Source organism: Thioclava sp. F36-7 (genome assembly GCF_002020075.1).
GTDB lineage: Bacteria > Pseudomonadota > Alphaproteobacteria > Rhodobacterales > Rhodobacteraceae > Thioclava > Thioclava sediminum.
Genome location: NZ_MPZR01000005.1, coordinates 240,136 through 265,929, shown reverse-complemented (window position 1 = coordinate 265,929; position 25,794 = coordinate 240,136). Strand labels below are relative to the sequence as shown.

The 25,794-nt window shown below is 64.0% G+C and carries 26 protein-coding genes; 14 read left to right on the top strand and 12 right to left on the bottom strand.

Translation table 11 applies throughout. From position 1 onward, the window contains the following. The first annotated feature begins 59 nt into the window (after positions 1 to 59). Genes BMI89_RS11460 through BMI89_RS11445 form a run of 4 tightly spaced genes read left to right on the top strand, consistent with a single transcriptional unit; the run spans position 60 to position 3,957 of the window. A complete protein-coding gene (locus BMI89_RS11460) occupies positions 60 to 920 on the top strand; it encodes an ABC transporter ATP-binding protein (RefSeq protein ID WP_078571009.1) in 861 nt (286 codons plus the stop codon). Beyond that, positions 917 to 1,621 (top strand): ABC transporter ATP-binding protein, encoded by a 705-nt coding sequence (locus tag BMI89_RS11455; protein WP_078540796.1) that lies wholly within the window; start codon positions 917 to 919, stop codon positions 1,619 to 1,621. Before BMI89_RS11460 ends, BMI89_RS11455 begins: the two co-directional genes overlap by 4 nt. Positions 1,622 to 1,624: 3 nt before the next feature. Beyond that, positions 1,625 to 2,632, top strand: coding sequence for a branched-chain amino acid ABC transporter permease (locus tag BMI89_RS11450; RefSeq protein WP_078550208.1), 1,008 nt, complete (start codon positions 1,625 to 1,627; stop codon positions 2,630 to 2,632). Further along, positions 2,629 to 3,957, top strand: coding sequence for a branched-chain amino acid ABC transporter permease (locus BMI89_RS11445; protein WP_078571008.1), 1,329 nt, complete (start codon positions 2,629 to 2,631; stop codon positions 3,955 to 3,957). Before BMI89_RS11450 ends, BMI89_RS11445 begins: the two co-directional genes overlap by 4 nt. 101 nt (positions 3,958 to 4,058) lie before the next feature. Here BMI89_RS11445 and BMI89_RS11440 read toward each other — a convergent pair whose 3' ends face one another. Genes BMI89_RS11440 through dusB form a run of 5 tightly spaced genes read right to left on the bottom strand, consistent with a single transcriptional unit; the run spans position 4,059 to position 11,231 of the window. After that, positions 4,059 to 5,459: a sigma-54 dependent transcriptional regulator gene (locus tag BMI89_RS11440; RefSeq protein WP_078571007.1), complete on the bottom strand. Its 1,401-nt coding sequence runs from the start codon at positions 5,457 to 5,459 to the stop codon at positions 4,059 to 4,061. Beyond that, on the bottom strand, positions 5,456 to 7,753 hold the full coding sequence (locus BMI89_RS11435; protein WP_078571006.1) for a PAS domain-containing sensor histidine kinase: 2,298 nt from the start codon (positions 7,751 to 7,753) through the stop codon (positions 5,456 to 5,458). Before BMI89_RS11435 ends, BMI89_RS11440 begins: the two co-directional genes overlap by 4 nt. A gap of 59 nt (positions 7,754 to 7,812) precedes the next feature. Continuing rightward, positions 7,813 to 9,183, bottom strand: coding sequence for a response regulator (locus tag BMI89_RS11430; protein ID WP_078520785.1), 1,371 nt, complete (start codon positions 9,181 to 9,183; stop codon positions 7,813 to 7,815). A gap of 3 nt (positions 9,184 to 9,186) precedes the next feature. Continuing rightward, complete coding sequence (locus tag BMI89_RS11425; RefSeq protein ID WP_078520786.1) at positions 9,187 to 10,254, bottom strand: ATP-binding protein; 1,068 nt, start codon at positions 10,252 to 10,254, stop codon at positions 9,187 to 9,189. After that, positions 10,251 to 11,231 carry a tRNA dihydrouridine synthase DusB gene (gene dusB / locus BMI89_RS11420; RefSeq protein WP_281478276.1) on the bottom strand — a complete coding sequence of 327 codons (981 nt, stop codon included), beginning with the start codon at positions 11,229 to 11,231 and terminating at the stop codon, positions 10,251 to 10,253. Before dusB ends, BMI89_RS11425 begins: the two co-directional genes overlap by 4 nt. A 216-nt stretch (positions 11,232 to 11,447) precedes the next feature. Here dusB and BMI89_RS11415 point away from each other — a divergent pair, with 216 nt between their 5' ends. From BMI89_RS11415 to BMI89_RS11400, 4 genes are all read left to right on the top strand, one after another. Then, a complete protein-coding gene (locus BMI89_RS11415) occupies positions 11,448 to 12,575 on the top strand; it encodes a bifunctional 2-C-methyl-D-erythritol 4-phosphate cytidylyltransferase/2-C-methyl-D-erythritol 2,4-cyclodiphosphate synthase (RefSeq protein WP_078571005.1) in 1,128 nt (375 codons plus the stop codon). A 4-nt stretch (positions 12,576 to 12,579) separates the two neighbouring features. After that, the gene (locus BMI89_RS11410; RefSeq protein WP_078571004.1) at positions 12,580 to 13,089 is read left to right on the top strand and encodes a phosphatidylglycerophosphatase A; all 510 of its coding nucleotides are present in this window, start codon (positions 12,580 to 12,582) and stop codon (positions 13,087 to 13,089) included. Continuing rightward, positions 13,086 to 13,559, top strand: coding sequence for a CinA family protein (locus tag BMI89_RS11405; RefSeq protein WP_078571003.1), 474 nt, complete (start codon positions 13,086 to 13,088; stop codon positions 13,557 to 13,559). Before BMI89_RS11410 ends, BMI89_RS11405 begins: the two co-directional genes overlap by 4 nt. Positions 13,560 to 13,738: 179 nt before the next feature. Continuing rightward, a complete protein-coding gene (locus BMI89_RS11400; protein ID WP_078571088.1) occupies positions 13,739 to 14,917 on the top strand; it encodes an ammonium transporter in 1,179 nt (392 codons plus the stop codon). Positions 14,918 to 14,994: 77 nt separating this feature from the next. Here BMI89_RS11400 and BMI89_RS11395 read toward each other — a convergent pair whose 3' ends face one another. Further along, positions 14,995 to 15,453: a type II toxin-antitoxin system RatA family toxin gene (locus tag BMI89_RS11395; protein WP_078550191.1), complete on the bottom strand. Its 459-nt coding sequence runs from the start codon at positions 15,451 to 15,453 to the stop codon at positions 14,995 to 14,997. Between the two features lie 84 nt (positions 15,454 to 15,537). On the opposite strand from BMI89_RS11395, the gene hpt reads away from it, so the two are divergent. Further along, positions 15,538 to 16,086: a hypoxanthine phosphoribosyltransferase gene (gene hpt, locus BMI89_RS11390; RefSeq protein ID WP_078520791.1), complete on the top strand. Its 549-nt coding sequence runs from the start codon at positions 15,538 to 15,540 to the stop codon at positions 16,084 to 16,086. After that, positions 16,083 to 16,265 (top strand): hypothetical protein, encoded by a 183-nt coding sequence (locus BMI89_RS11385; protein ID WP_078571002.1) that lies wholly within the window; start codon positions 16,083 to 16,085, stop codon positions 16,263 to 16,265. Before hpt ends, BMI89_RS11385 begins: the two co-directional genes overlap by 4 nt. A 143-nt stretch (positions 16,266 to 16,408) precedes the next feature. Here the strand turns inward: BMI89_RS11385 and BMI89_RS11380 are convergent, their stop codons facing one another. From BMI89_RS11380 to BMI89_RS11360, 5 genes are all read right to left on the bottom strand, one after another. Next, positions 16,409 to 17,329: a branched-chain amino acid ABC transporter permease gene (locus tag BMI89_RS11380; RefSeq protein ID WP_078521040.1), complete on the bottom strand. Its 921-nt coding sequence runs from the start codon at positions 17,327 to 17,329 to the stop codon at positions 16,409 to 16,411. Between the two features lie 94 nt (positions 17,330 to 17,423). Next, positions 17,424 to 18,320 (bottom strand): branched-chain amino acid ABC transporter permease, encoded by an 897-nt coding sequence (locus BMI89_RS11375; RefSeq protein WP_246831903.1) that lies wholly within the window; start codon positions 18,318 to 18,320, stop codon positions 17,424 to 17,426. Between the two features lie 63 nt (positions 18,321 to 18,383). Then, positions 18,384 to 19,091 (bottom strand): ABC transporter ATP-binding protein, encoded by a 708-nt coding sequence (locus BMI89_RS11370; protein ID WP_198453301.1) that lies wholly within the window; start codon positions 19,089 to 19,091, stop codon positions 18,384 to 18,386. Positions 19,092 to 19,102: 11 nt separating this feature from the next. Then, complete coding sequence (locus tag BMI89_RS11365; RefSeq protein WP_078540781.1) at positions 19,103 to 19,876, bottom strand: ABC transporter ATP-binding protein; 774 nt, start codon at positions 19,874 to 19,876, stop codon at positions 19,103 to 19,105. Between the two features lie 72 nt (positions 19,877 to 19,948). Further along, on the bottom strand, positions 19,949 to 21,166 hold the full coding sequence (locus tag BMI89_RS11360) for an ABC transporter substrate-binding protein (RefSeq protein ID WP_078520796.1): 1,218 nt from the start codon (positions 21,164 to 21,166) through the stop codon (positions 19,949 to 19,951). Positions 21,167 to 21,539: 373 nt separating this feature from the next. On the opposite strand from BMI89_RS11360, the gene BMI89_RS11355 reads away from it, so the two are divergent. Beyond that, positions 21,540 to 22,454, top strand: coding sequence for a LysR family transcriptional regulator (locus BMI89_RS11355; protein ID WP_078520797.1), 915 nt, complete (start codon positions 21,540 to 21,542; stop codon positions 22,452 to 22,454). Positions 22,455 to 22,508: 54 nt separating this feature from the next. Here the strand turns inward: BMI89_RS11355 and BMI89_RS11350 are convergent, their stop codons facing one another. Continuing rightward, complete coding sequence (locus BMI89_RS11350; RefSeq protein WP_078571001.1) at positions 22,509 to 22,949, bottom strand: hypothetical protein; 441 nt, start codon at positions 22,947 to 22,949, stop codon at positions 22,509 to 22,511. A gap of 315 nt (positions 22,950 to 23,264) precedes the next feature. On the opposite strand from BMI89_RS11350, the gene BMI89_RS11345 reads away from it, so the two are divergent. From BMI89_RS11345 to BMI89_RS11335, 3 genes are read left to right on the top strand one after another with little or no spacing between them, the layout of a single operon-like run. Beyond that, positions 23,265 to 23,576 (top strand): virulence factor, encoded by a 312-nt coding sequence (locus BMI89_RS11345; protein ID WP_078520799.1) that lies wholly within the window; start codon positions 23,265 to 23,267, stop codon positions 23,574 to 23,576. A gap of 14 nt (positions 23,577 to 23,590) precedes the next feature. Further along, positions 23,591 to 24,484, top strand: coding sequence for a 5,10-methylenetetrahydrofolate reductase (locus BMI89_RS11340; RefSeq protein ID WP_078571000.1), 894 nt, complete (start codon positions 23,591 to 23,593; stop codon positions 24,482 to 24,484). After that, on the top strand, positions 24,481 to 25,467 hold the full coding sequence (locus BMI89_RS11335) for a methyltetrahydrofolate cobalamin methyltransferase (RefSeq protein ID WP_078540773.1): 987 nt from the start codon (positions 24,481 to 24,483) through the stop codon (positions 25,465 to 25,467). The genes BMI89_RS11340 and BMI89_RS11335 overlap by 4 nt, the downstream gene beginning before the upstream one ends. Positions 25,468 to 25,794 lie beyond the last annotated feature (327 nt).

The following is a 25,794-nucleotide window of genomic DNA, read 5'->3' as shown; positions in this document are numbered from 1 at the left end:
CAATTATAAAACAACAAGATGTGGCGTGAAGCTAACGCGCCTACAACTCAGGGGACCCTATGATCCGGGTTGAAAACCTAGTCAAATCCTTCGGCGGATTCCGCGCGGTCGATGGCGCGAGCCTCGAAATCGCGACCGGCTCGATCACCGGGCTGATCGGCCCGAACGGCGCCGGCAAATCCACGCTCTTCAACGTCATCGCAGGCGTACACGAACCCACCGCGGGCCGTGTCACGATGGATGGCGAGGACATCACCGGGCTTGCCCCGCACGAGCTGTTCCACAAGGGGCTGCTGCGCACCTTCCAGATCGCGCATGAATTCCCCTCGCTCACCGTGCGCGAGAACCTGATGATGGTGCCCACCGGACAGGCGGGCGAGACGCTCTGGAACACATGGTTCGGGCGAAAACACATCCGCGACGAGGAAGCGGCGCTTCTGAAGAAGGCCGATGAAGTGCTTGATTTCTTGACGATTTCTCATCTAAAGGACGAGAAGGCAGGCAACCTCTCGGGTGGTCAGAAGAAGCTTCTGGAGCTGGGCCGCACGATGATGGTCGAAGCCAAGATCGTCTTCCTCGACGAGGTCGGCGCAGGCGTGAACCGGACGCTTCTGAACACGATCGGCGATGCCATCGTGCGCCTCAACAAGGAACGCGGCTACACCTTCTGCGTGATCGAACACGACATGGATTTCATCGGACGCCTCTGCGACCCGGTCATCGTGATGGCCGAGGGCAAGGTGCTGGCCCAAGGGTCTGCCGAGCACATCATGGAAAACGAGGCCGTCATCGAGGCCTATCTGGGCACCGGGCTGAAGAACAAGGTCAAGGCCGAGGAAACCGCCGAGACCGCCGCCCACGAAGACCACGGCGCGCAGCCCGGTCTGGGCGACGAAGCCGGCCATGGAGGCGACCAATGAGCTATCTCAACGCCTCCAACATGACCGGCGGCTACGGCAAGGCCGACATTCTGCACGACTGCACGCTGACCGTCGAAAAGGGCGAGATCGCCGTGATCGTCGGCCCCAACGGCGCGGGCAAATCCACCGCGATGAAGGCGGTCTTCGGCATGCTCGGCCTGCGCGAAGGCAAGGTCACGCTCGACGGGCAGGACATCACCGGCCTCTCGCCGCAGGACCGCGTTAAGAAAGGTATGGGCTTCGTTCCGCAGGTGAACAACGTCTTCCCGACCATGACGGTCGAGGAAAACCTCGAGATGGGCGCCTTCATCCGCGACGACGATTTCCGGGGCACGATGGATCAGGTCTTCGACCTGTTCCCGATCCTGAAGGAAAAGCGTCGCCAGAACGCAGGCGAGCTGTCCGGCGGGCAGCGTCAGCAGGTGGCCGTGGGCCGCGCGCTGATGACCCAGCCGAAACTGCTGATGCTCGACGAGCCGACCGCGGGCGTCTCGCCCATCGTGATGGACGAGCTGTTCGACCGCATCATCGAAGTCGCCCGCAGCGGCATCTCGATCCTGATGGTCGAACAGAATGCCCGCCAAGCCCTTGAGATCGCGGATAAAGGCTATGTCCTCGTGCAAGGCGCGAACAAATACACCGACACTGGCGAGGCCCTTCTGGCCGACCCGGAAGTCCGCCGCACCTTCCTGGGGGGCTGAGGAATGGAACTCATCAACGCGCTTGTCGCGGTTACCAATTACGTCATCATCCCCGCCACCGCCTATGGCGCGCAGCTCGCGCTCGGCGCGCTCGGGGTCACGCTGATCTACTCGATCCTGCGGTTTTCCAACTTCGCCCATGGCGACACGATGGCCTTCGGCACCGGGGTCGTGATCCTGATCACCTGGGGCTTTCAGGCGATGGGGATCAGCTTCGGCCCGCTGCCGACCGCCCTTCTCGCCCTGCCCTTCGGCATCGCAGTCACCGCGGCGCTGATGCTCGGGACGGACAAGGTCGTTTACCAATATTACCGAAAAGTCAGGGCCGCGCCCGTGGTCATGGTCATGGTCTCGGTCGGCGTGATGTTCGTGATGAACGCGCTCACGCGCTTCCTGATCGGCGTCGACCAGATCAACTTCGACGACGGCACCCGCTTCGTCATCAACGCCCGGCAATGGCGCGACATGACGGGACTGCACGAGCCGCTGACGCTGCGCTCGACCCAGGTCATCACTGTCGTCACCGCGATCATCACCGTGGCCGCGCTGTTCTGGTTCCTCGGCAAGACGCGCACCGGCAAGTCCATGCGCGCGTTTTCCGATAACGAGGATCTGGCGCTGCTGTCGGGCATCGACCCGAACAAGGTCGTGGCGGTCACCTGGATCATCACCGGCGCGCTCGCGACCATCGCAGGCACGCTCTATGGGCTCGACAAGTCGTTCAAAGCCTTCACCTATTTCCAGCTTCTGCTACCGATCTTCGCCTCGGCCATCGTCGGCGGCATCGGCAACCCGGTGGGCGCGATCGCAGGCGGCTTCGTGATCTCCTTCTCGGAAGTGGGCCTCACCTACGCATGGAAGAAGGTTGCGACCTATCTGGTCCCGAGCTGGGAGCCGGACGGCCTCGTTCAGCTTCTCTCCACCGATTACAAATACGCAGTCAGCTTCACGATCCTGATCCTCGTCCTGATCTTCAAGCCGACCGGCCTCTTCAAGGGGAAAATCGTATGAGCAGCAATCGTCAGGCTGGCGAGACTAGCCGTCTCCGCGCCCCCCTCTTCTTCGCCATCATGGCCGCGCTCATCCTGCTCGAGGGCTTCACCTCCGGCTGGAACTCGGCGCTCGGCATTCTCAACATGGGGCTTCTGTCGGCGATCATGGCGCTCGGCGTGAACATGCAATGGGGCTATGCGGGGCTGTTCAACGCGGGCGCGATGGGCTTCCTCGCGCTTGGCGGCCTCGCCCCGGTGCTGATCTCCATGCCGCCCACCCCCGGGGCCTTCTCGGGCGGCGGTCCGGGCATCATGGCGGCCTTCTTCGTGGCCATCGTCGCGGTGCTGGCGGCGGTCTGGATCTGGCGCAACCTGCGCGGCAAGACGCGCGGCCTCGCCGTGACCGCCGTGCTGATCGTCGGCTTTTTCACCTATCGCTGGCTGTTCGATCCGGCGGTCGAGGTGATCGAGGCGATCAACCCCTCGGCACAGGGCAACCTCGGCGGGCTGGGCCTGCCGACGCTGATCTCCTGGCCCGTGGGCGCGGTTCTGGCCGCAGGGGCTGCGTGGCTGGTCGGCAAGACGGCCCTCGGCCTGCGCTCGGATTACCTCGCGATCGCCACGCTCGGCATTGCAGAGATCATCGTCGCGATCCTGAAGAACGAGCAATGGCTCGACCGGGGCGTGCTGAACGTCAACGGCATCCCGCGCCCCTGGCCGGTACCCTACGAGATCGACCTGCAGAACTCGCCCGATTTCGTCGCGCAGATGCAAGCTTGGGGTCTCGACCCGCAGCTGGGCTCCACCATCGCGGTGAAGCTGGCCTTCCTCGTCCTGTTCGTGATCGTCATCCTCGCACTGATCTGGCTGACCGAGATGTCGCTGAAATCGCCCTGGGGCCGGATGATGCGCGCGATCCGCGACAACGAGATCTCGGCTGCGGCAATGGGCAAGAACGTCACCCGCCGCCACCTGCAGATCTTCGTGCTGGGCTCGGCGGTGATCGGTCTTGCGGGCGCGATGATGATCTCGCTCGACGGGCAGATGACGCCGACCTCCTACAACCCGCTGCGCTACACCTTCCTGATCCTCGTAATGGTGATCGTGGGCGGCTCGGGCAACAACTGGGGCTCGATCCTCGGCGGTGTGCTGATCTGGTATGTCTGGGTCAAGGCAGGCGACTGGGGCCCGGATATCATGGGCGCGCTGGCCGCACCCTTCCCCGATGGCGGGCTCAAGGATCACCTGATCCAGTCGGCCCCGCATATGCGGATGCTGGTGATGGGGATCATCCTGCTGATGGTGCTGCGCTTCAGCCCACGCGGGCTCTTGCCGGAGAAATAAAAACGAGGGGCTCTGCCCCTCGCCCGTTCCGGGCTCACCCCGGGATATTTCTTCCAAGCCGAAAACAAACGCGCGCCCCGCAAGGAGGCGCGCGTTTTTCGTTACTCCTCGCCGCCGTCGAATTGGGCGACGCGGGTGCCCGCCTTGTTCGTGGTGACGACGCCGAGCGATTTGAGTTTGCGGTGCAATGCCGAGCGCTCCATGCCGACGAAATTCGCGGTCCGCGAGATGTTGCCGCCGAAGCGGTTGATCTGGGTGAGCAGGTATTCGCGCTCGAACAGCTCGCGCGCCTCGCGCAAAGGCAGCGTGGCGAGCGCGCCGCCCAGAACGATGCGCCCCTCATCCGCCGGGCCTTCCTGACCGGGCAGCTCGCGCGCCTCGATCGCGCCCGTGCCTTCACCGAGGATCAGCACCCGCTCGATCACGTTGCGCAGCTGGCGGACATTGCCCGGCCAATCCATCGTCTGCATCAGCGCCGCAGCCTCTTCCGAGATTTCACGCAGCGGCAGGCCCTGGGTCTCGTTGAAGCCGCGCAAGAAATGATCGGCCAGAAGCGGCACGTCCTCGCGACGCTCCGAGAGCGGCGGCACCTCGATCGGCACGACGTTCAGCCGGTCGTAGAGCTCCTGCCGGAAAAGCCCCTCGCGGATCTGCGTCATCAGATCGCGGGTCGTCGACGAGATCACCCGCAGATCGACGCGGACCTTGTCGGCCCCGCCGACGCGCAAGAATTGCTGCTCGGTCAGAACGCGCAGGATTTTCGACTGCGTGCCGAGCGGCATCTCCGCCACCTCGTCGAAATAGATCACGCCGCCATGGGCCTGCTCCAGCAGCCCCTTCTCGACACCACGCTCGGGGGTTTCGCGCCCGAACAGCACCTCTTCCATCCGGTCGGGCTCGATCGAAGCGGAATTCACGGTGATGAACGGCCCCGCCGCACGGGTCGAGAACTGGTGGATATAGCGCGCGGCCATCTCCTTGCCCGAGCCCGGCTCGCCCGTCAGCATCACCCGGCCATTGGACTTGGTCACCTTGTCGAGCTGATCCTTCAGCCGCCGGAACGCAGCCGAGTCGCCGATCATCTCGCCCGAGGACATGTCGCGGCGCTTGAGCGTCGAGTTCTCGCGCCGCAGCCGCGCCGTCTCCATCGCGCGCGAGATCACCACCATCAGCTGGTCGATGTTGAAGGGCTTCTCGATGAAGTCGTAGGCGCCCTGCTTGATCGCGGCCACCGCGATCTCGATATTGCCGTGGCCCGAGATGATGATCACCGGCACGTCCGGGTTGTCGCGCTTGACCGTCTTGAGGATGTCGATCCCGTCCATCTTGCTGTCCTTCAGCCAGATATCGAGGATCATCAGCGCCGGTTCCTGCGCGTTGATCTCGTCCATGCACTCGTTGGAATTCGCCGCGAGGCGTGTCTTGAAGCCTTCGTCGCGCAGGATGTCGGCGATCAGCTCGCGGATGTCTTTCTCGTCGTCGACGATCAGAATGTCGCTCATGTCACTTCCCCGGGGGCTTCGCCCCTCTCCTTGATGGCTCTGAGCGCTGCTCGGGCGCGTGGGAGCCTGATTTCGGCGAGCGCCCCGCGATGGGCACCCTCTGCAAAGGCGGGCGCATCGCTCAGGGTCAGCGTTCCACCATGTTCCTCAATGATCTTCTTGACGATGGGAAGGCCCAGCCCGGTGCCTTTCTCGCGCGTCGTCACGTAAGGCTCGAACAGCCGCGAGCGATCGGGCGGCAGGCCGATCCCGTTGTCCGCGATATGGATCGTCACATGCTCGGGCGCGACCTGCATATCGAGGCGAACCTCGGGCGCGAAGCCTTCTTCCACGTCCCCTTTTTCCGTATAGGATTCAATCGCTTCGCCTGCGTTCTTCACAAGGTTCGTCACCGCTTGCGAGATCATCGTCGCGTCCAGTTCGACAATCACCGGCTCGCTCGGGACATCCGTCACCAGTTTCGCGCCATGCAGGCTGTCTTGCTGCAGGGTCGCGGCGTCGCGCACGAGCTGCGCCAGATCGTGATCGGCGCGGTCGGGTTCCGGCATCCGGGCGAAGCGCGAAAACTCGTCAACAATGCGCCGCAAGTCATTGGTTTGCCGCACAATCACGCCGGTGAGCTGATTGAGCGTCTCGAGATCTTCGCCCTCGGTCATCTTGCCGAATTTGCGCTTGATCCGCTCGGCCGAGAGCTGGATCGGTGTGAGCGGGTTCTTGATCTCATGCGCGATGCGCCGGGCCACGTCGCCCCACGCCGCCATCCGCTGCGCCGAGACCAAATCGGTCACATCCTCGAAGGCCACGACATAGCCCTCGGGCGTGCCCAGATCGTTGCGCCGCACCGCCATGCGCACCAGCAGGCTTTCCAGCCGCCCACCGCGCGAAACCCGGATTTCCTCTTGCGCGACCTCGTTAAGACCGTCCTGCAAGCGATTGTAAAGTCCGACGAATTCCGGAACGGCGGTGGAGAGTTCGCGGGCATTGTCACGCGCACTATCGAGCGCCAGCAAAGTCATCGCCGCCCGGTTCACGAAGTCTATCCGCCCGTCCGCATCCAGCCCGATCACCCCGGAAGTCACCGAGGACAGCACGGAATCGAACATCCGCCGACGTTCCTCGGTCTCGCGGTGGTTCTCGATCAGGGCCATGCGTTGGCCCTTCAACTGCCCGGTCATCCGGTTGAACGCCTCGCCGAGGGTCGCGATTTCGTCGTCGCCCTCGGCCTCGATGACCCGCGCATCCAGATCGCCCGAGCCGACGCGCTCTGCCGCAGCGGCAAGCCGCCCGATGGGGCGCGACAGGCGCTCGGCGAACCACAGCCCCATCCAGAGCGCGGCGAGGATTAGGATCAGCGCAAAGCCGAAATAGAGCAGCCCGAACTCAAAGATCACCCGGCCGCGCGCGCTCTCCAATTGCTGATAGAGCGTCACCGTCTCGCGCGTCTTGTCCAAGAGCGCGAGGATCTGCCCGTCCACCTTGCGCGAGATATAGAGATAGCGGTCCACGAAGGCATCGAGCCGGATCAGCGCGCGCAGTTCCGAGTTCGGCCAATCCTCGATCAGCACCGTCTCTCCCTTCTGCGCCTCGACAATGTCGCGCGGGGAAGGTTCTTCGTAATCAAAGAGATAGGAGCGATCGCCGCGGGCCACGATCCGGCCCGTGCCGTCGATCACATAGGCCTCTTTCACGCCGCGCTGGATGCCCGCCTGCCCGGTGATCAGCAATTCGCGCAGTTCGCCATCCGACATGAAGGTCGAGGCCTGCCGCCGCAGATTGAGGAAATTCGCGAGCGCCCGGCTATCCTGCACAAGATCGCGCTTATGCTCGGACTGATACGCCTCGGCGGCCTGAAGCGACGTGCCCACGACCGAGCGCACGCGATCCGAGAACCAGCCCTCGAGACCGATATTCACGGTAAGGAAAGCGAAGACCGCGACGAGGATTGTCGGCACCAGCGCGATGCCCGCGAAAACGCCAGTGAGGCGCAGGGTCAGCCGCGATCCGGCGGAATGCGCGCGCCTTGCGGCGATGATCTGCACCAGCCGCATCAGGATCAGACCGGCGAGCAGCAGAAAATAGACGAAATCGGCGAGCAGGATCAGGCGCAGCGCGGTGCTGTCCGCCCCCTGTCCCAAGGGGCCAAGGACTATGAAGGTCGCAATCGCGAGCGCCGGGCCCAAAACGACCAGACCGAAGGTAAACAGGTTGCGCACCCGCTTCTGGCGGCGAAAGCGCGCCAAACGGTCCCAGCCTGAGCGATATGCCGTGCTGCCCTGCACTAATGCCCCCTTCATTCCAGACCGTGGCTCGCGAATCCGTGTGAACGGAAAAGCCACAGGCCCCTGTTGCGGGTTTACATCAGTTTGCGGCGGCGTGTCACCTGAATATCAAGATCGGTGATCTTTTTACGCAACGTATTGCGGTTGATGCCGAGCAGATCGGCACATCTGGCTTGGTTGCCACCGGTCGCATCGAGCGCGATTTCGATCAGCGGCGCCTCCATTTCCTTCAAAATCCGGTCGTAAAGGCCCGGAGGCGGAAGCGTGCCGCCATGAAGGTCGAAGTAGCGCCGCAGATGCCGCGCGATGGAGGCCGAGAGCTTCTCGCCCTCGCCGCCTTGGCGCAGCGGCTCGATCGCGGGCTGGTTGCCCAGCACGAATTCCGCCTCGGCGCGGGTGATCTCTTCCTCGGGCGAGGTCACCGCAAGACGGCGGATCGTGTTCTCCAGCTGGCGCACGTTGCCGGGCCAGGAATAGGCGCGCACGAGTTGCAGAGCCTCGGGCGTGAAGCGGCGCAGGCCCAGCCCGTCGCGCTCGGCGCGGGCAAGGAAATGCTCGGCCAGAAGCGGGATATCCTCGACCCGCTCGCGCAGGCTCGGCACGTTCAGCGTCACGCCGCCCAGCCGGTAGAACAGGTCCTGACGGAACTTGCCCGCCTCCATCAGCCCCGCGAGGTCGATCTGCGTCGTGGCCATGATCCGCGGCGCGGGATCGGGCAGCGCGTCGAGCATCCGCACGATCCGCGCTTGCGTGTCGTCGTCGTAATCGCCAACCTCGTCGAAGACGAGCGAGCCGCCCTTGGCTTTCGCCACCAGCGCCGCCGGGCCGTCCGCACCCTGCAGATCGCCCGCCTGTGCCACCACGAAGGGCAGCGTGCGGCGATCCGAGAAGTCATGAATAGCTTTCGCGATCAGGGACTTGCCGGTGCCGCTCTCACCCGCGATCAGCACCGCGAGATCGGCATTCATCACCCGTGCGACAAGCCGATAAAGCTCCTGCATCGCCGGCGTCCGCCCGACCAGAGGCAAATCGCCCGCATCGCCGCCGCCTTCGATCTCGCGCGGGGCGATCGGGCTACGGCGCTTCTGCTCCAGCGCCTTTTGCGCGCGCTTCATCAGGTCCGGCAGATCGAACGGTTTGGGCAGATAGTCGTAAGCCTCGGCCTCGGCTGCCTGGATCGCGGTCATGATCGTGTTCTGCGCAGAGATCACGATGACCGGCAAACCCGGGCGCTCCTCGGAGATTTTCGGCAGCGCCTCCAGCCCGTTACCGTCAGGCATGATCACGTCCGAGATCACCAAGTCGCCTTTGCCCTCTTCGACCCAACGCATCAGCGTTACCAGCGAAGCAGTGGCATGAACCTTACAGCCCGCCCGGGTCAGGGCCTGGGTCAGAACGGTGCGGATTGTGCGATCGTCATCCGCGACAAGTACGGTGCCGTCCATGGATCAGGCCTCCTTTGGCGCAACGGGAAGTGAAATGCGAAACCGGGTCTTTCCCGGGACCGAGTCGAGCGTGACCCAGCCGTCGTGATCGTTGATGATCTTCGAGACAAGCGCGAGACCAAGCCCCGTGCCGTTCTCACGGCCCGAAACGAAGGGCTCGAAGATTTCGTTGGAGATTTCCGGCGGGATGCCGGGGCCGTCGTCGATGATCTCGATCTGCAGCGGCAGAGGCTGTCCCGATCCATCGGCGCGACGCAGGCGCAGGCTGTGTTCGTAGAAGGTCCGGATCTTGATTTCTCCATTCCCTTCCGAGGCTTCTGCAGCGTTCTTCAACAGGTTCAGGAAGACTTGAGTCAATTGATCCGCATCGCCCAGCGTCGGCGGCAGCGAAGGATCGTAATCCTCCTTGATCGTCATATGCGCGCCGAAGCCGACGCCTGCGGATTTGCGCGCGCGGTCGAGCACGTCATGGATATTGACCGCTTTCTTCTCGGGCGCACGGACGTTTCCGAACTGTTCGACCTGTTCGAGCAGCTTCACGATCCGGCGTGTCTCGTCGACGATTAAGTCCGTTAATTCAAGGTCTTCGCCGGACAAGTTCATGCTCAGAAGCTGAGCCGCCCCGGCAATCCCGGCGAGCGGGTTCTTGATCTCATGGGCCAGCATCTCCGCCATGCCGATGGCCGAGCGCGCTGCCGATTTCACGAGGCTCGCGCGACCCAACCGGTCAGCCAGCTCGCGCGGCTCGATCAGCAGCAGCACCCGGTCGGGGTCTTCGCCCACGGGGGCGGCTTGCAGATTGCATTGCACCGGGGCTTTCTCGCCCGTCGTCAGCTCGACATCGTTAACGAAGAGCGAGGCGCGGTTCTTCCGAACCCGGTAGAAGATTTCCTCCAAAGGCGCGGAAATCGCGAGCCTTTCGCCGATCGCCTTACCTCTCAGCGCCTTGGCGGAGAGGTTAAGGAACAGCTCGGCGGCGGGGTTCACCTCGTCGACAAGATCATCGCCATCGATCAGCAAAGCCGGGGTCGGCAGCGAGGTCCAGATGATGCCGGGGGCCGGAAGGTTCATGCGGCGCACCTTTCCCCGAAAGCGCGCTCGATCAGCGACAAGGTCGCCTCCGGCGTCTGGCTGACCATCATCTCGGCGCGCAGCGGCGCATTCGCCGCCTCGCAATACCAGCCCAGATGCTTGCGCGCGAGACGCAGCCCGAGATCACGTCCGTAGAAACTCAAGATCGCCTCGTAATGCTCTGAAATGTAATCGCAAAGCGCATTTCCATAAGGAACCTGCGGCTTCGGCGATCCAAAGATTTCATGCCCGATTTCAGCCAGCCGCCACGGCGCGCCCTGCGCCCCGCGACCGACCATCACACCCGCCGCGCCCGATTGCGCAAGCGCTGCGCGCGCGGAGCTCGCATCGACCACGTCGCCATTGGCGATCACCGGGATCGAGACCGCGTCGACCGTCTCGGCAATCGCTTCCCAATCGGCGCTGCCCTTGTAGAACTGCATCCGCGTGCGCCCATGCACGACGATCATCTTCACGCCCGCAGCCTCGGCCCGGCGCGCGATCTCGGCCGCGTTATGCGTGTCGTCACACCAGCCCAGCCGCATCTTCAGCGTCACCGGCAGGTCGACCGCGCCCACCGTCGCCTCGATCAGGCGCAGCGCATGATCGGGATCGCGCATCAGCGCCGAGCCTGACGCCCCGCCCGTCACCTTCTTGGCCGGACAGCCCATATTGATGTCGATGATCCGCGCGCCCATGTCGGCGACCATCTTTGCGGCCTCCGCCATCGGTTCGGGCTCGCGCCCGGCGAGCTGCACCGAGGTCGGCAGTTCCAGCCCCATCTCGACCCGCGCTTTCGCGCGCACCGAGGGTTTCGCGGTCAGCATCTCCCCCGAGGCCACCATCTCGGACACGACAAGACCCGCGCCGAAACGCGCCACCATCCGCCGGAACGGAAGGTCGGTGATCCCGGCCATGGGCGCGAGAAAGACCGGAGGGGTCAATGTGATGTCGTCGAGAACCAAAATCTTCGGCACGGAGGTGTCCTGTCACTCGTCTTCCTTCGAATTAGGCGTTTGACCAAAGAATCACAATTGCGTCCACCCCTTTTTAGGTGGGAAAATCAGCATCCGCCTATTTTTTAATCACCTAACTGTGGCCAGTTGTCACATCGCGCGACGTATCGCGTCCAGCGGCACCGATTGCGCAGAGCCGCGTCTTCGCCTAAGCCCTTGGGCGATCAGGGAGCCGCCATGAGCAACGCCATCATCATCGTCGCCGCCGGGCGTGGCACCCGCGCTGGCGGAGAAACCCCGAAGCAATGGCAGAGCCTCGCGGGGCAGCCGGTGCTCGCCCATACCGTTGCCGCTTTCAAAGGCATCGGGCGGATCGTGGTCGTTCTGCATCCCGAAGACATGACGCGCGGCATCGCGCAGTTTCAGGGCGAGGTCGCGCTTTGTGCGGGCGGTGCGACCCGCGATGCCTCGGTGCGCAATGCGCTGGAGATGCTCGAGGGCTCGGGCGTCGAGAAGGTGCTTATCCATGACGGCGCGCGCCCGCTGGTGAGCCGCGCGGTGATCGACGGCGTGCTCGACGCGCTGGACAGCGCACAGGCGGCAGCGCCCGCCCTGCCCGTGTCGGATGCGCTCTGGACCGGCGAGAACGGTCAGGTCACGGGCACGCAGGATCGCAACGGGCTCTACCGCGCGCAGACCCCGCAAGGTTTCGAGTTCGACGCCATCCTCAGTGCGCACCGCGCCCATCCCGGCGGGTCTGCCGATGACGTGGAAGTGGCCCGTGCGGCCGGTCTTTCGGTTGCGATCACGCGCGGCTCGGAAGACAATCTGAAGATCACCTACCCGGAGGATTTCGCCCGGGCCGAGAGACTGTTGGGAGACAAGATGGATATCCGTTTGGGCCACGGCTACGACGTGCACGCATTCGAGCCGGGCGATCATGTGACGCTCTGCGGGGTCGCGGTGCCGCATGACAAGAAGCTCAAGGGTCATTCCGACGCCGATGTCGGCATGCATGCGCTGACCGATGCGATCTATGGCGCGCTGGCCGAGGGCGATATCGGACGGCATTTCCCGCCATCGGACCCGCAGTGGAAAGGCGCCGCGTCGGAGATCTTCCTCGACCACGCGGTGAAACTGGCCGAAGCGCGGGGCTTCCGTCTGGGCAATGCCGATGTCACGCTGATCTGCGAGCGCCCCAAGATCGGCCCGCATGCCGCGGAAATGGCGCAGGCTCTGGCCCGGATCATCGGGATCGAGCCGGGCCGGATCTCGGTCAAGGCCACCACCTCCGAGCGTCTGGGCTTCACCGGGCGCGAGGAAGGCATCGCCGCCATCGCCACCGCCACGCTGATCAAGGAGTAACCCCATGCTGCGCGTCCTCAACACGGTCGGATTTGTCGGCTTGCTGAAACCCGCGCCGGGCACCTGGGGCTCGCTGGTGGCGGTGCTGCTCGGCTGGGCGATCGAGCATTGGCTGGGCTTCATCCCGCTGGTGATCGCCACTGTCGCCGTCACCGCGCTTGGCTTCTGGTCGGTGCGCGCGCAGCTGGGCGACAGCACCGACGACCCCTCCGAAATCGTCATCGACGAGGTGGCGGGCCAATGGGTGGCGCTCCTCTTCCCCGCCTTCGGCTTCTGGCAGCGCGGTCTCTCCACGGGCGTCGATCTGCACATGGTCTGGCCCGGCCCGGTCGCGGCATTCCTGCTGTTTCGGCTGTTCGACATCTGGAAGCCGTGGCTCGTGGGCCGCGCCGATCGCCGCCATGACGCGACGGGCGTGATGCTCGACGATATCTGGGCCGGGGTCTTCGCCGGGATCGTGTCGATCATCCTCGCAGGCCTCTACCACATCGTCTTTCTGGGCATGATGGGATGAGCCGCGCGTCGGACGTTCTCGACGCCTGCAAGGCGCGCGGCCTGATGGTCGCGACCGCCGAGAGCTGCACCGGCGGCATGGTCGCCGCAGCCCTCACCGACATTCCGGGATCGTCTGCGGTCGTGGAGCGCGGCTTCGTCACCTACACCAATGACGCCAAACGCGAGATGCTGGGCGTCAGCGCCGAAAGCCTCGACGCCCACGGCGCGGTCTCCGAGCCTGTCGCGCGCGAGATGGCCGAGGGCGCGCTGAGCCACTCCCATGCCCAGATCGCGGTCGCGATCACCGGTATCGCGGGACCGGGCGGATCGGAGTTCAAACCCGAGGGCCGCGTCTGTTTCGGCCTCGCGCGCGAGGGCGCCGAGACGCAGGTAGAGACGGTCGAATTCGGCGCACTCGGCCGCGACAAGGTGCGCGAAGCGGCCCGCGATCACGCGCTCACCCTGCTGCTGTCGGCGGCGCAAGCCTGACTCCTAACCGCCCACGTCATAAGCATACGCACCCCGTATCGCCCATTTTTCGCGCAGTTACAAAAGTGACGCGCGAATAGGCGGGTTTTGCGCAAAATGTCTCTTTATTGCGCGCGGCGCTTATGGCCCCTGCCCTCCAGAGGGAATTTCGAGGAGGATATGTCGAGATGGAAGCGGGGATGAACGCGGCCGATACCGCGTGGATCATGGTGGCGACGGCGCTGGTTTTGCTGATGACGCTGCCGGGGCTGGCGCTGTTTTATGGCGGGCTCGTGCGGGCGCGCAACGTGCTGTCGATCTTCATGCAATGTTTCTCGATCGCGGCGCTGATGAGCGTGCTGTGGCTGCTGTTCGGCTATTCGATCGCCTTCGGGGACGCCAACGGCTACTGGGGCGGCTTGGGTAAATTCGCGCTGCTGGGCATCACGCCGGACACGCTGTCGGGCTCGATCCCCGAGATCGTCTTCTTCGCCTTCCAGATGACCTTCGCGATCATCACGCCCGCGCTTATCGTCGGCGCCTTCGTGGAGCGGATCAACTATGGCTTCGTGATGGTCTTCACCGGCCTTTGGATGCTGCTGATCTATGCGCCGGTCGCGCATTGGATCTGGGGCGGTGGCATCATGTCCGATGGCGGCATCTGGGGCGCGGTCGGCACCAAGGATTTCGCAGGCGGCATCGTGGTGCACGAAACCGCGGGCCTTGCGGCCCTCGTGCTGGCGCTGATGATCGGCCCGCGGGTGAAGCGCACCACGCCGCCGCATAACCCCGGGATGGTCGCGATGGGCGCTGGCCTTCTGTGGGTCGGCTGGTTCGGCTTCAACGGCGGCTCGGAGCTGGCGGCCGATGGCGTGGCCGGCATGGCGATCACCGTCACCCATATCTCCGCCGCCGCCGCCTCGCTCAGCTGGGCGCTGTGGGAGCGCATCAAGTTCGGTCGCGCCTCGATGGTGGGCCTCGTGACCGGCACGATCGCAGGCCTCGCCTCGATCACCCCCGCCTCGGGCTTCGTGGGTCCGATTGAGGCACTGGTGATCGGCTTCGCCGCCGGGATCATCTGTCAGGAATTCGTCGTGCTGATCCGCGAGAAGCTGCATGTCGATGACAGCCTCGACGTCTTCGCGGTCCACGGCGTGGGCGGCATCTTCGGCACGATCATGATCGCGGTGTTCGGGCATGGCAGCTTTGTCGCCCAACTCGGCGCGCTGGCCGTCGTCGGTATCTTCACCGTCGCGGGCAGCTGGGTTCTGGCGATGCTGGTGCGGTTGGTCTTCCCGCTGCGCGTCAGCGACGAGCACGAGACCAACGGGCTGGACCTGTCGACCCATGGCGAGCGTGCTTATGACATGAACTCCTGATCGCAGGGGTTTGACCCGAAATGGAAATGGCCGCCCCGACGGGCGGCCTTTTTCGTGGCACTTGAGCTGAGATGCCCTCAGCCCTTCGGCCCGTACAGCTCCTCGGCGCGCTTCTCGAAAGCGCGCACGATCCGCTGCATCGCCTCGTTGAAGACGACCCCGATCACGCCCTGCAGGATCGCGTTCTTGAACTCGAAATCGACGTGGAAATCGACCTCGCAGGAGCCGTCGTCGCGATCGGACATGCGCCAATGGCTGTGCATGTATTTGAACGGCCCGTCGAGATATTCGGTCTCGATATGGTGCTCCTCGGGATGCAGCACCACGCGCGAGCCGAACTTCTCGCGGAACACTTTGAACGAGATCACCAGATCGGCCAGCATCAGGATCGAGCCGTCCGGGCGCTCCTCGCGCGAGCGCACGCGGGCTGCCGAATTCCACGGCAGGAATTTCGGATAGCTCCCCACATCGGCCACCAGATCGTAGATCTGTTGCGCGCTATAGGGCATGACCCGGTTCTCGTGATGCTTAGGCATGTCTCTCCCGTTTTCTTGCGCCTCTTGATGCGCTAAAGCTAAGCCCGAGTTCAAGCCCTACAACCCGTTTCGAGGCCCGACATCATGACGCAGCGCCCCTATGTGATCGACCAGATGATTTCGGCCAAGCAGATCGCGGCCCGGGTCGAGGAATTGGCCGCCGAGATCACCCGGACATTCAAGGGCACCGACAAGCTGGTGGTGGTGGGGCTCTTGCGCGGCTCCTTCGTGTTCATCGCCGATCTGGTGCGCGAAATCGACCTGCCGGTGGAGGTCGATTTCCTTGAGGCGTCGAGCTACGGCGACGCGATGACCAGTTCGCGCGAGGTGCGCATCCTCAAGGACCTGCGCGCAGGCATCGAAGGCCGCGACGTGCTGGTGGTCGAGGATATCGTCGATACCGGCTTCACTCTGCACCACGTGATGGGGATGCTGCGCGCGCGCAAACCGGGGCGGATCGAATGTTGTGCGCTGCTCGACAAGCCGTCGCGCCGCGAGGTCGATGTGCGCGCGACCTGGACCGGCTTCGAGATCCCCGACGAATTCGTCGTGGGCTACGGGATCGACTTCGCGCAGCGCAATCGCAACCTGCCCTTCATCGGCAAGGTGCGTTTCACCGAGGATGCTTCGTGAATTACACGTGGCTGCTGCGCATGGCGCGGTGGGCACGTCGCCCGCCGTCGATGACGCAGGTGAAGATCGTGGCCGTCGTGGCGCTTGCCGTGATCGCGATCGTTGTCATTGAAAAGCTGGGATATTGGCCGGACTGGGCGACGGTGAACCCGCACGCCCTGCGCGCGCCCAGACCCTGAGCGCCCTCTTCCTCTTGGCGTAAATATCCCGGGGGGGGGTGAGGCGGAAAGGCGGCCTTCCAGTGGAAGGACGCCCCGCCGAACGCCCGACGCGCAAGCGGCGGGCCGTGACGCGCGGGGGCAGAGCCCCCGCCACGCCGGTTTTACAGCGACGAAATGCGCAGCAGACGCGCGATCTCGCCGACGATGCCGCGGCGGAACAGCAGCACGCAGGCGATGAAGGTGCCGCCGATCACGACCTGCACCCACGAGCCGATGCCCGACAGGAAGTGCTGCAGCGTGACCACGATGAACGCGCCCACGACCGGGCCGAAGATCGTGCCCATGCCGCCCAAGAGCGTCATCAGGATCACCTCGCCCGACATCTGCCAATGCGCGTCCGTCAGCGAGGCGAACTGGAACACCAGCGCCTTGGTCGAGCCCGCAAGCCCTGCCAGACCCGCCGAGAGCACGAAGGCCAGCAGCTTGAACCGGTCCACGTTATAGCCCAGCGACAGCGCGCGCGGCTCGTTCTCGCGGATCGCCTGCAGCACCTGACCGAAGGGCGAATGCACGATGCGGTAGATCGCGAGGAAGCCGACGATGAAGACGGCCGCCACGAAGTAATACATCGTGATCGGATCGCTGAGGTTGAAGATGCCCAGCAGGTTGCCGCGCGGGATGCCCTGCAGGCCATCCTCGCCCCCGGTGAAGGGCATTTGCAGCGCGAAGAAATACACGATCTGCGCGAGCGCCAGCGTGATCATCGCGAAATAGATGCCCTGCCGGCGGATCGCGAGCGAGCCCACGACCCAGCCCATCGCAGCGGCTGCGAGCGTGCCTGCGATGATGCCGAGGATCGGCGGGAAGCCCCAGACCTTCAGCACATGGCCCGCCACATAGGCCGCGCCCCCGAAGAAGGCGGCATGGCCGAAGCTGAGCAGGCCCGTGAAGCCGATCAGCAGGTTGAAGGCCGCCGCGAACAGCGCAAAGCACAGCAGCTGCATCACGAAGACCGGGTAGAGGAAGAACGGGGCGACTGCGAGGAAGCCCAGCAGCACCACCCAGAACACCGCCTGCACCATGCGGCCGCGCTTATGGGTCTCGGGGCTGACGTCGTCCTGTTCAAATTCGCCGATTTCGCTCGTCGTACTTGTCGTATTGCTCATGTCTTCACCCTCACCCTTGACGTCCGAAGAGGCCCGACGGGCGCACAAGAAGCACGATCACCATCAACAGGAAGATCACCGTATTCGCAGCGGGCGCGTAGAAGACCTTGGTCACGCCCTCGATCAGCCCCAGAGAGAAGCCGGTAATCACCGCCCCCGCAATCGAGCCCATGCCGCCGATCACGACGACCGCGAAGATCACGATGATCAGGTTCGCCCCCATCAGCGGGCTGACCGAGTAGATCGGTGCCGCCAGCACCCCTGCGAGACCCGCAAGGCCGGTGCCGAAGCCGAAGGTCAGCATCACCATCAGCGGCACATTGATCCCGAAGGCTTTCACCAGCTCGGGGTTCTCGGTGCCCGCGCGCAGCCGTGCGCCGATCCGGGTCCGCTCGATCACGAACCAGGTCACGAAACACACGACGATCGAGAAGACGATCACGAAGAGGCGGTATTTCGGGAACATCATGAAGCCGAGATTGGTCACGCCCTTCATGCTCTCCGGCATCCCCGGATAGGGCGTGCCCGACGCGTTGAAGAAGTTGATGAACAGGCCCTGCAGCACCAGCGTGATCCCGAAGGTCAGCAGCAGCGAGTAGATCGGGTCGAGTTTATAGAGCCTGCGCAGCAAGAAGCGCTCGATCAGCATCCCGAAACAGGCCACCAGGATCGGCGCGAGGATCAGCGCCGGCCAGAAGCCGATATGCAGGTCCGCCATGCCGATCCACTGACCGACATAGGAATACATGATCAGCGCGAGGAACGCGCCGAGCATATAGAGCGCGCCATGCGCGAAATTGACCACGTTCAAGAGGCCGAAGATAACCGCGAGCCCGAGGCTCAGCATCGCGTAGAACACGCCGTTGTTTAGGCCCAGCATCCCCTGGGCAAGAATAAGTCGGATCATCGGATCCATCGGGGTTGTCCTCCCTGTCGGGTCACGGGCGCCTGAGCCCGGCCCGGTTTCTCGTTACACGCTCAGGTAATGGTTCAGCCGGTCCATCGAGGCTTCGACCTGATCGGCTTCGATCACGTCGATCACCTCGCCATGTTCGATGACGTAATGGCGGTCGGCGAGCGGGGCGGCGAAGCGGAAGTTCTGCTCCACCAGAACGATCGTATAGCCGCGCGATTTCAGGTCGCGGATCACGCGGCCCAGCGTTTTCACGATCACGGGCGCAAGACCCTCGGTGATCTCGTCGAGCAGCAGCAGCCGCGAGCCGGTACGCAGGATGCGCGCGATGGCCAGCATCTGCTGTTCGCCGCCCGAAAGCCGCGTGCCCATCCGCTTGCGGACATTGGCGAGGTTCGGGAACATCTCGAAGAGTTCCTCCACCGACATGCCGCCCTCGCCCACGCTCGGCGGAAGCATCAGGTTTTCCTCGACATTAAGCGAGGCGAAGATGCCGCGCTCCTCGGGGCAATAGCCAATCCGCGCATCGGGCGAGATCTTGTGCGTGGGTTTCGTCAGGAACTCCTCGCCATTGATCTTGATCGAGCCTTCGCGGCGATCGACCATCCCCATGATCGAGCGCAGCGTGGTCGAACGACCCGCGCCGTTGCGGCCTAGAAGGGTGATCAGCTGCCCCTCGCCCAGTTCGAGATTGATCCCGTGCAGGACGTGGCTCTCGCCATACCATGCATGCAGGTTCTCGATCTTGAGCATCGGTTTGATCATCGTTTCGGTGCTCATGCGACCTCCTCCTGCTCATCGGCGGAGACGCCCATATAGGCCTCCATGACAGCCGGGTTCTTCGACACTTCGGAATAGGGCCCTTCGGCCAGAACTTCGCCGCGCGCCAGCACGGTGATCGTGTCGGCCAGTTCGGCCACGACGCCGAGGTTATGCTCCACCATGACGATGGTGCGCCCCTCGCGGACACGGCCGATCAGCTCGGTCACGGCGCCCACGTCCTCGGTGCCCATGCCCTGGGTCGGCTCGTCGAGCAGCATGAGTTCCGGCTCCAGCCCCAGCGTCGTCGCAATCTCCAGCGCGCGTTTGCGCCCGTAGGGCAGCTCCACCGCCTTGAGATGGGCGAACTCCTTCAGACCCACCTGATCGAGCGCCGCCACCGCTTTCGCGTCGAGATCGTGCAGCACCGATTTGGAGCGCCAGAACTGGTAGCTCACGCCCAGCGAGCGCTGCAGCGCGAGGCGCACGTTCTCCAGCGCCGTAAGGTGCGGGAACACGGCGGAAATCTGGAACGACCGAACGATGCCCATATTGGCGATCTCGGCGGGTTTGCGATTGGTGATATCGCGATCGTTGAAGAGGATCTTGCCCGATGTGGGCGTGATGAATTTCGTCAGCAGGTTGAACATCGTCGTCTTACCCGCGCCGTTCGGGCCGATGATCGCGTGGATCGCGCCGCGCTTGATGCGCAGGTTCACGTCATTGACGGCCACGAAGCCGCCGAAACTCTTGGTCAGGTTCTTGGCCTCGAGAATGATATCGTCGCTCATGGTCTCGCTTTCGGACTGATACGCAGGCGCAGGGCGGTCGCAATGCCGCCCTGCGCCAAGGATTTGTTCAGATCACTTGTTGACCAGCTTGCAGCCGCCCGCTTCGAGCGAGGCATAGGCCTCGTTGCCCGGAATCGTGCGTGCCACGTCGGCCACATCCCACGGATCTTCGCCGCCGTCCTTCACCTTGAGCAGATACATGTCATGCTCGAGAAGGCCGTCGGGACGGATGGTGCCGCCCTTGGCGAAGAAGTCGTCGATCTTCATCTTGCCAAGCTGCTCACGCACCTTGTCGGCGTCGTCGGTGCCAGCCGCCTTGATCGCCTCGAGATAGGCCATGGTCAGCGAGTAGTCGGCTGCGTGCACGAAGGTCGGCGCTTCGCCGCCCGAGAACTTCTCGTACTCCGCTTTCCACTTCCGGCTCTCGTCATCCATGTTCCAGTACCAACCGCTGGTGAACTGGAGGCCCTTGGCGACGTCGGTGCCGAGCGACTTCACGTCCGAGATCAGCACGAGCATACCAGCGAGCTGCTGGCCGCCTGCGACGATGCCGAATTCATGCGCCTGCTTGATGGCGTTGACGGTGTCCTGACCCGCATTCGCGAGACCGATCACCTTCGCGCCCGAGCTTTGCGCCTGTAGCAGGTAGGAAGAGAAGTCGGTGGTTGCCAGCGGCACGTCCGAGCTGCCCACAACCGAGCCGCCCAGATCTTCCACGACCGAGGACGTGTTGTCCTGCAGCGCGTGACCGAAAGCGTAGTCGGCGGTGATGAAGTACCAGCTGTCGCCGCCATTCTTCACAACGGCCGTCGCAGTGCCGACCGGCAGCGCGTGGGTGTCGTAGCCGTAGTGGATACCGTATTTCGAGCAGTTCTCGCCGGTCAGGGCCGCGGTGGCAGCGCCGGTGGCGAAGGTGATGGTCTTCTTCTCGGAAGCGAGCTGCTGAACGGCTAGCGCCACGGCCGAGTTGGTCAGGTCGGCGATCATGTCGACATGCTCTTGGTCGATCCACTCGCGAGCGGTGGCCGAACCGACGTCCGCCTTGTTCTGGTGGTCGGCCGAGATCACTTCGATCGGCTTGCCGAGAACTTCGCCGCCGAAGTCGCGCACGGCCATCTTGACCGCGTCGACCGCGCCCTTGCCCGAGAAACCGGTCGAATAGACGCCGGACATATCGCCCAGCACACCGATTTTCACGGAGCCGTTCGAGATCGCGTCCTGCGCCATCGCGCCGCCTGCGGCCAAGCTCAGCGCCGCGGCACTCACACCTGCGTAAATAGCTGATTTCATCAACATTCCTCCCATTGGTTGATAGATTCGGCTCCCCGGCGCGCGGCGCCATGAGAGCACACCGACGGGACGCATTTTCGGTCCCTGCCGGAATAAGATCTTGTGTTTCTCCTCGTGCGGCCGTCCCTGCTCCTCAACGCGGCCGCCAGTGAATTCAGCGTGGAAACGGACGGACATTCAAGTGCTTGCGCCGCCGCGGTTCCCGATGACCCGATAAACTTCCCGTCAGTGCACGCACCTTAGGCAGAAACCGGCCATGTGCAAAAGGCTAGGTGGGAAAATGCACGCGACCATGCCACGTATTGCCAAACGCATGTGCGGAAATGCCCATACTACCCGTTTTTCCGACACGAGACCGCAAAAAGGACCGTCAATGAGCTTCGATTGGGACGATCTCCGATTCTTTCTCTCGGTGGCGCGGGCCGGTCGCCTGACCGTCGCCGCCCGCGCGATGGGCACCGATCATGCCACTGTATCACGTCGGGTCAAATCTCTGGAGACCCAGCTTGGCGCGCAATTGTTCGAGCGCAGCCCGCGCGGCTATGCGCTCTCGGAACATGGCGAGCGGCTATTGGCGAAGGCCGAGCAGATCGAGAATGTCGCGGCGCGCGTGCAGGATGAACTGTCGGGCACGCTCTATGCCTTGTCCGGCACGGTGCGGATCGGCGCGCCCGATGCGTTCGGGGCGTTCTTCCTCGCGCCGCGTCTGGCGGAATTCATCAAGGCCAATCCCGAACTGGAGGCGCAGCTGGTCGCCACGCCGCGCCTCTTCTCGCTATCCAAGCGCGAGGCGGATATCGCGATCACCCTGTCGCGGCCCGAAAAGGGGCGGCTCGTGTCACGCAAGCTCACCGAATACACGCTGCATTTCTATGCGTCCCCCGATTACCTCGCCCGCAATCCGGGGATCAACCGCAAGGAGGATCTGCTGAAGCACCCGTTGGTCGGCTATATCCCCGAGCTGATCTACACGCCGGAGCTGGACTACCTCTCGGTCACGCTGGGCGATCACACGCCGCGCCTGTCCTCGACCAACCTCTTCGCCCATAAGCATGTCGCCGAGGCCGGACGCGGGATCGCGGTGCTGCCCGACTTCCTCGCCCGCCATTCGACGAAGCTGGTGCCGATCCTGCCCGACGAGATCGAGATCCGCCGCACCTTCTGGCTGGTGACCCATGAAGACCTGCACGAGATCGCCCGGGTCCGTGCCGCGATGCGCTTCATTGCCGAGGAGGTCTCCAAGAACCGTGCAGAGTTCCTGCCCCGGATCACCGCCACCAGCACCTGACCACCCGACCGCAAGGCGACCGGGCGTCGTGGCGCTGTCATTCCTGTGCGGGCATTACTGTGCGGGCTTGCGCGCGAAATCGTCGATGGTGATCCCGCCATCGGCATTCTTGTCGAGCTGGGCGAACCACTTGGCCGTGCTGGTCTGGAACTCGGCCAGCGTCACCAGCTTGTCGCCATCGGCATCGGTCGCGGTCATGGTCATGCCATCTGCCATCTTCTGCATCTGTGCGCGCTGCTGGCCCTCGTAGCCCGCCACGTCATTGGCGCGCGCCTCGTCGAAGACCGCGTGTTCCTCGGCGTCGAGCTTGCCGTCTTCATTGGCATCGAAAGAGGCGAAGACATCCGAGCGCATCTGCTCCAGCTCGGCCAGCGTCGCGGTGCCGTCGCCATCGAGATCCCAGGTGGACATGTACTGCTCGCCGGGGGTCTCGGCCTGGGAGGCAAAGGGGAGCGCGGTGAAAAGCGCCGCGATAAGAATGGAGGTCTTGGTCATCTCGGATCATCTCTCTGACTTGGCCGCACAACAGAGGGGCGACCTGTTTTCGGGTTGCCCGGAGGATGTAGACAGTGCCGCGCGTCACAGAATGTGCCAGATCGCCGCGCGGCGTTTGTGCCGCAGGCAGCTTGAGCGGCGCTCATGATCTTGGCGCGGATTATTCCGATGCACAGAGGTGGCCCAGCCCCCTGCCCGGCTGCTATCACCTGCCCCACAGTCACCGGCACGTCGCTCAGCCGCGACGGAATGTCGAAAATCCACCCTGTCCCGCGTCGGTTTCGGGCAATTCTGCGCATACGAGGAGAGATTCGCATGGCACAGATCACCTTGGTCTATTGGCGTGACATCCCGGCCCAGATCATTGCGGGCAAGGGACGGCGTGGCGTCAAGAAACCGCTGCCCGAACGGTTCGAGCAGGCGATCGACCGCGCGGCTATGAAGATCGGCGCCCGCGACAGCGACGCCTATCTGGCCGAGTGGCGCAAGGTGGCTTCGGGTGAAGAGCCCGGCGACGATGCCGAAGCGGCCGAAGCCGTGCTGGCGCGTATTCTCTCTGACTATGACGACGCGCGGTTGCGTGCGTTGATTGCCAATGACGGCTGGAACACCCAGCCCGACGCGTAAGGGAGAATAGGCGCATGGCTCTTGTGAATTTCCGCCGCGAGGCCAAGACCCCGGCCCGTCCGCCGGTGAACGGCAAGATGGCGGCTCTGCTGGAGGGCGCCTCGGTCGAGGTGATGCCCCGCACCGCCGCCAAGGTGGAAAGCTTCGCGCCTTTGTTCGCGAAGGGCTCCCGCGTCTATATCGCCCATATCGACGGCACCCCGATCGAGGAGATGCTCGCCACCGCCAAGCGTCTGCGTGACGAAGGCTTCGAACCGAAGCCGCACTTCCCCGCGCGCATTATCCGCGACGAGGCGCAGCTCAACGACTGGGTCGCGCGCTATCGCGGCGAGGCAGGCGTCGAGCAGGCGCTGCTGCTGGGCGGCGGCGTGGCCGAGCCGAAGGGAGACTTCCACTGCGCGATGCAGATGATCGAGACCGGCGCGTTCGACGGCTTCGCCCGTCTGCACGTCGCCGGCCACCCCGAGGGCAACCGCGACATCGACCCCAAAGGCGGCGAGGCCGAGGTGATGGCCGCGCTGAAGCTCAAGCAGGATTTCGCGAACCGCACCGATGCGGATATGGCGATCGCCACGCAATTCGCCTTCGAGGCCGGTCCGATCCGCGACTGGGCCAAGCGTCTGGAAGCCAACGGCATCGAAATGCCCGTCCATCTGGGCATCGCGGGCCCCGCGAAACTGCAAACGCTCCTGAAATTCGCCATCGCCTGCGGCGTCGGCCCTTCGCTGAAAGTGCTGCAAAAGCGCGCCCGCGACGTGACCAAGCTGCTCATGCCCTTCGAGCCGACCGAATTGCTGGCCGATCTGGCCGCCGATTGCCCGTCGAATATCGAAGCCGTGCATTTCTTCCCGCTGGGCGGTATCACCGCCACAGCCAATTGGATCGCCGAACAGAGAGGCCATGAATGACCCGCACCGTCCTTGAGTCCAAAACCAAAACCGTCGTGATCGGCTTTGACGAGCCCTTCTGCGTCATCGGGGAGCGGATCAACCCCACGGGCCGCAAGAAGCTGGCCGCCGAGCTGGAGCAAGGCGATTTCTCGACCGTCGAGAAAGACGCGCTCGAGCAGGTCGCCTGCGGCGCCACGGTTCTGGACATCAACTCGGGCGCGGTGTTCTCGAACAAGATGGCCGAAGACCCGCGCTATGCGGATAACAACTTCGTCGAACCCTCGCTGATGCGCGACCTGATCAACTGCGTGCAGGGCGTGATCGACGTGCCGCTGTGCATCGACAGCTCGGTTCCGGCGGCTCTCGAGGCGGGTCTGGAAGCCGCCGAAGGCCGCCCGCTTCTGAACTCGGTCACCGGCGAGGAAGAGCGTCTGGAACTGGTTCTGCCGCTGGTGAAGAAATACAACGTGCCGGTCGTCGCGATCTCGAACGACGACACGGGGATTTCCGAAGATCCCGACGTGCGTTTCGCCGTGGCCAAGAAGATCGTCGAGCGCGCCGCCGATTTCGGCATCCCCGCGCATGACATCGTCGTCGATCCGCTCGTGATGCCGGTGGGCGCGATGGCCTCCGCGGGCCGTCAGGTCTTCACGCTGGTCAACCGCCTGCGCGACGAGCTGGGCGTGAACACCACCTGCGGCGCGTCGAACATCTCCTTCGGCCTGCCGAACCGTCACGGGATCAACGGGGCCTACCTGCCGATGGCGATCGGCGCGGGCATGACCTCGGCGATCATGAACCCGGTCCGCAATCAGGAGATGGAGGCGATCCGCGCCGCCAACCTGCTGATGAACCACGACCCGAACGGGATGGAGTGGATCCGCCTGTCGAAGACGCTCGACGCGATGAAAGAGGGCGGTCTCAGCTTCGCCGAAGCCTCGGCAGCCGCAGCGACCTCCTCGGTCGGTGGGCGTCGTGGCGGGCGCCGTCGTCGCGCCTGATCAGCCCTACGAAGACAGTCGAACGCCCGGGGCTCGCTCCGGGCGTTTCGCATTTTGCGCATCGCGTTTCTTTCGCGTTTCTTTCGGCCCGGATTTGCGGCCCATCCAGCGGCGATTGTTGCGAAACCGGGCACAAATCGTCCGCAAATCCACGACGATGGCGATTATCACGGCGCGATTCGCGGATCCGTGATCAATCCGAGCGCCCACGCACAGAAACCGTCTCACTCAGCGCTTTGCAGCCTTGGCTGTGCAGCAAACCGGCGGGATGTCGCCGCTTCAAGGCGCGCAGGCTCAAAATTCCAATTATAAGGCAAAGATTTACTG

What these genes read in the sequence shown, in the direction of transcription:
- BMI89_RS11430 (WP_078520785.1), bottom strand. Translation starts at nt 9,183, where the DNA reads ATGGACGGCACCGTACTTGTCGCGGATGACGATCGCACAATCCGCACC.
- BMI89_RS11340 (WP_078571000.1), top strand. Translation starts at nt 23,591, where the DNA reads ATGGCTCTTGTGAATTTCCGCCGCGAGGCCAAGACCCCGGCCCGTCCG.
- BMI89_RS11450 (WP_078550208.1), top strand. Translation starts at nt 1,625, where the DNA reads ATGGAACTCATCAACGCGCTTGTCGCGGTTACCAATTACGTCATCATC.
- BMI89_RS11415 (WP_078571005.1), top strand. Translation starts at nt 11,448, where the DNA reads ATGAGCAACGCCATCATCATCGTCGCCGCCGGGCGTGGCACCCGCGCT.
- BMI89_RS11360 (WP_078520796.1), bottom strand. Translation starts at nt 21,166, where the DNA reads ATGAAATCAGCTATTTACGCAGGTGTGAGTGCCGCGGCGCTGAGCTTG.
- BMI89_RS11370 (WP_198453301.1), bottom strand. Translation starts at nt 19,091, where the DNA reads ATGATCAAACCGATGCTCAAGATCGAGAACCTGCATGCATGGTATGGC.
- BMI89_RS11455 (WP_078540796.1), top strand. Translation starts at nt 917, where the DNA reads ATGAGCTATCTCAACGCCTCCAACATGACCGGCGGCTACGGCAAGGCC.
- BMI89_RS11395 (WP_078550191.1), bottom strand. Translation starts at nt 15,453, where the DNA reads ATGCCTAAGCATCACGAGAACCGGGTCATGCCCTATAGCGCGCAACAG.
- BMI89_RS11365 (WP_078540781.1), bottom strand. Translation starts at nt 19,876, where the DNA reads ATGAGCGACGATATCATTCTCGAGGCCAAGAACCTGACCAAGAGTTTC.
- BMI89_RS11425 (WP_078520786.1), bottom strand. Translation starts at nt 10,254, where the DNA reads ATGAACCTTCCGGCCCCCGGCATCATCTGGACCTCGCTGCCGACCCCG.
- hpt (WP_078520791.1), top strand. Translation starts at nt 15,538, where the DNA reads ATGACGCAGCGCCCCTATGTGATCGACCAGATGATTTCGGCCAAGCAG.
- BMI89_RS11335 (WP_078540773.1), top strand. Translation starts at nt 24,481, where the DNA reads ATGACCCGCACCGTCCTTGAGTCCAAAACCAAAACCGTCGTGATCGGC.
- BMI89_RS11405 (WP_078571003.1), top strand. Translation starts at nt 13,086, where the DNA reads ATGAGCCGCGCGTCGGACGTTCTCGACGCCTGCAAGGCGCGCGGCCTG.
- BMI89_RS11380 (WP_078521040.1), bottom strand. Translation starts at nt 17,329, where the DNA reads ATGGTGCAGGCGGTGTTCTGGGTGGTGCTGCTGGGCTTCCTCGCAGTC.
- BMI89_RS11355 (WP_078520797.1), top strand. Translation starts at nt 21,540, where the DNA reads ATGAGCTTCGATTGGGACGATCTCCGATTCTTTCTCTCGGTGGCGCGG.
- BMI89_RS11445 (WP_078571008.1), top strand. Translation starts at nt 2,629, where the DNA reads ATGAGCAGCAATCGTCAGGCTGGCGAGACTAGCCGTCTCCGCGCCCCC.
- BMI89_RS11410 (WP_078571004.1), top strand. Translation starts at nt 12,580, where the DNA reads ATGCTGCGCGTCCTCAACACGGTCGGATTTGTCGGCTTGCTGAAACCC.
- BMI89_RS11350 (WP_078571001.1), bottom strand. Translation starts at nt 22,949, where the DNA reads ATGACCAAGACCTCCATTCTTATCGCGGCGCTTTTCACCGCGCTCCCC.
- BMI89_RS11460 (WP_078571009.1), top strand. Translation starts at nt 60, where the DNA reads ATGATCCGGGTTGAAAACCTAGTCAAATCCTTCGGCGGATTCCGCGCG.
- BMI89_RS11400 (WP_078571088.1), top strand. Translation starts at nt 13,739, where the DNA reads ATGAACGCGGCCGATACCGCGTGGATCATGGTGGCGACGGCGCTGGTT.
- BMI89_RS11375 (WP_246831903.1), bottom strand. Translation starts at nt 18,320, where the DNA reads ATGATCCGACTTATTCTTGCCCAGGGGATGCTGGGCCTAAACAACGGC.
- BMI89_RS11440 (WP_078571007.1), bottom strand. Translation starts at nt 5,459, where the DNA reads ATGAGCGACATTCTGATCGTCGACGACGAGAAAGACATCCGCGAGCTG.
- BMI89_RS11345 (WP_078520799.1), top strand. Translation starts at nt 23,265, where the DNA reads ATGGCACAGATCACCTTGGTCTATTGGCGTGACATCCCGGCCCAGATC.
- BMI89_RS11435 (WP_078571006.1), bottom strand. Translation starts at nt 7,753, where the DNA reads ATGAAGGGGGCATTAGTGCAGGGCAGCACGGCATATCGCTCAGGCTGG.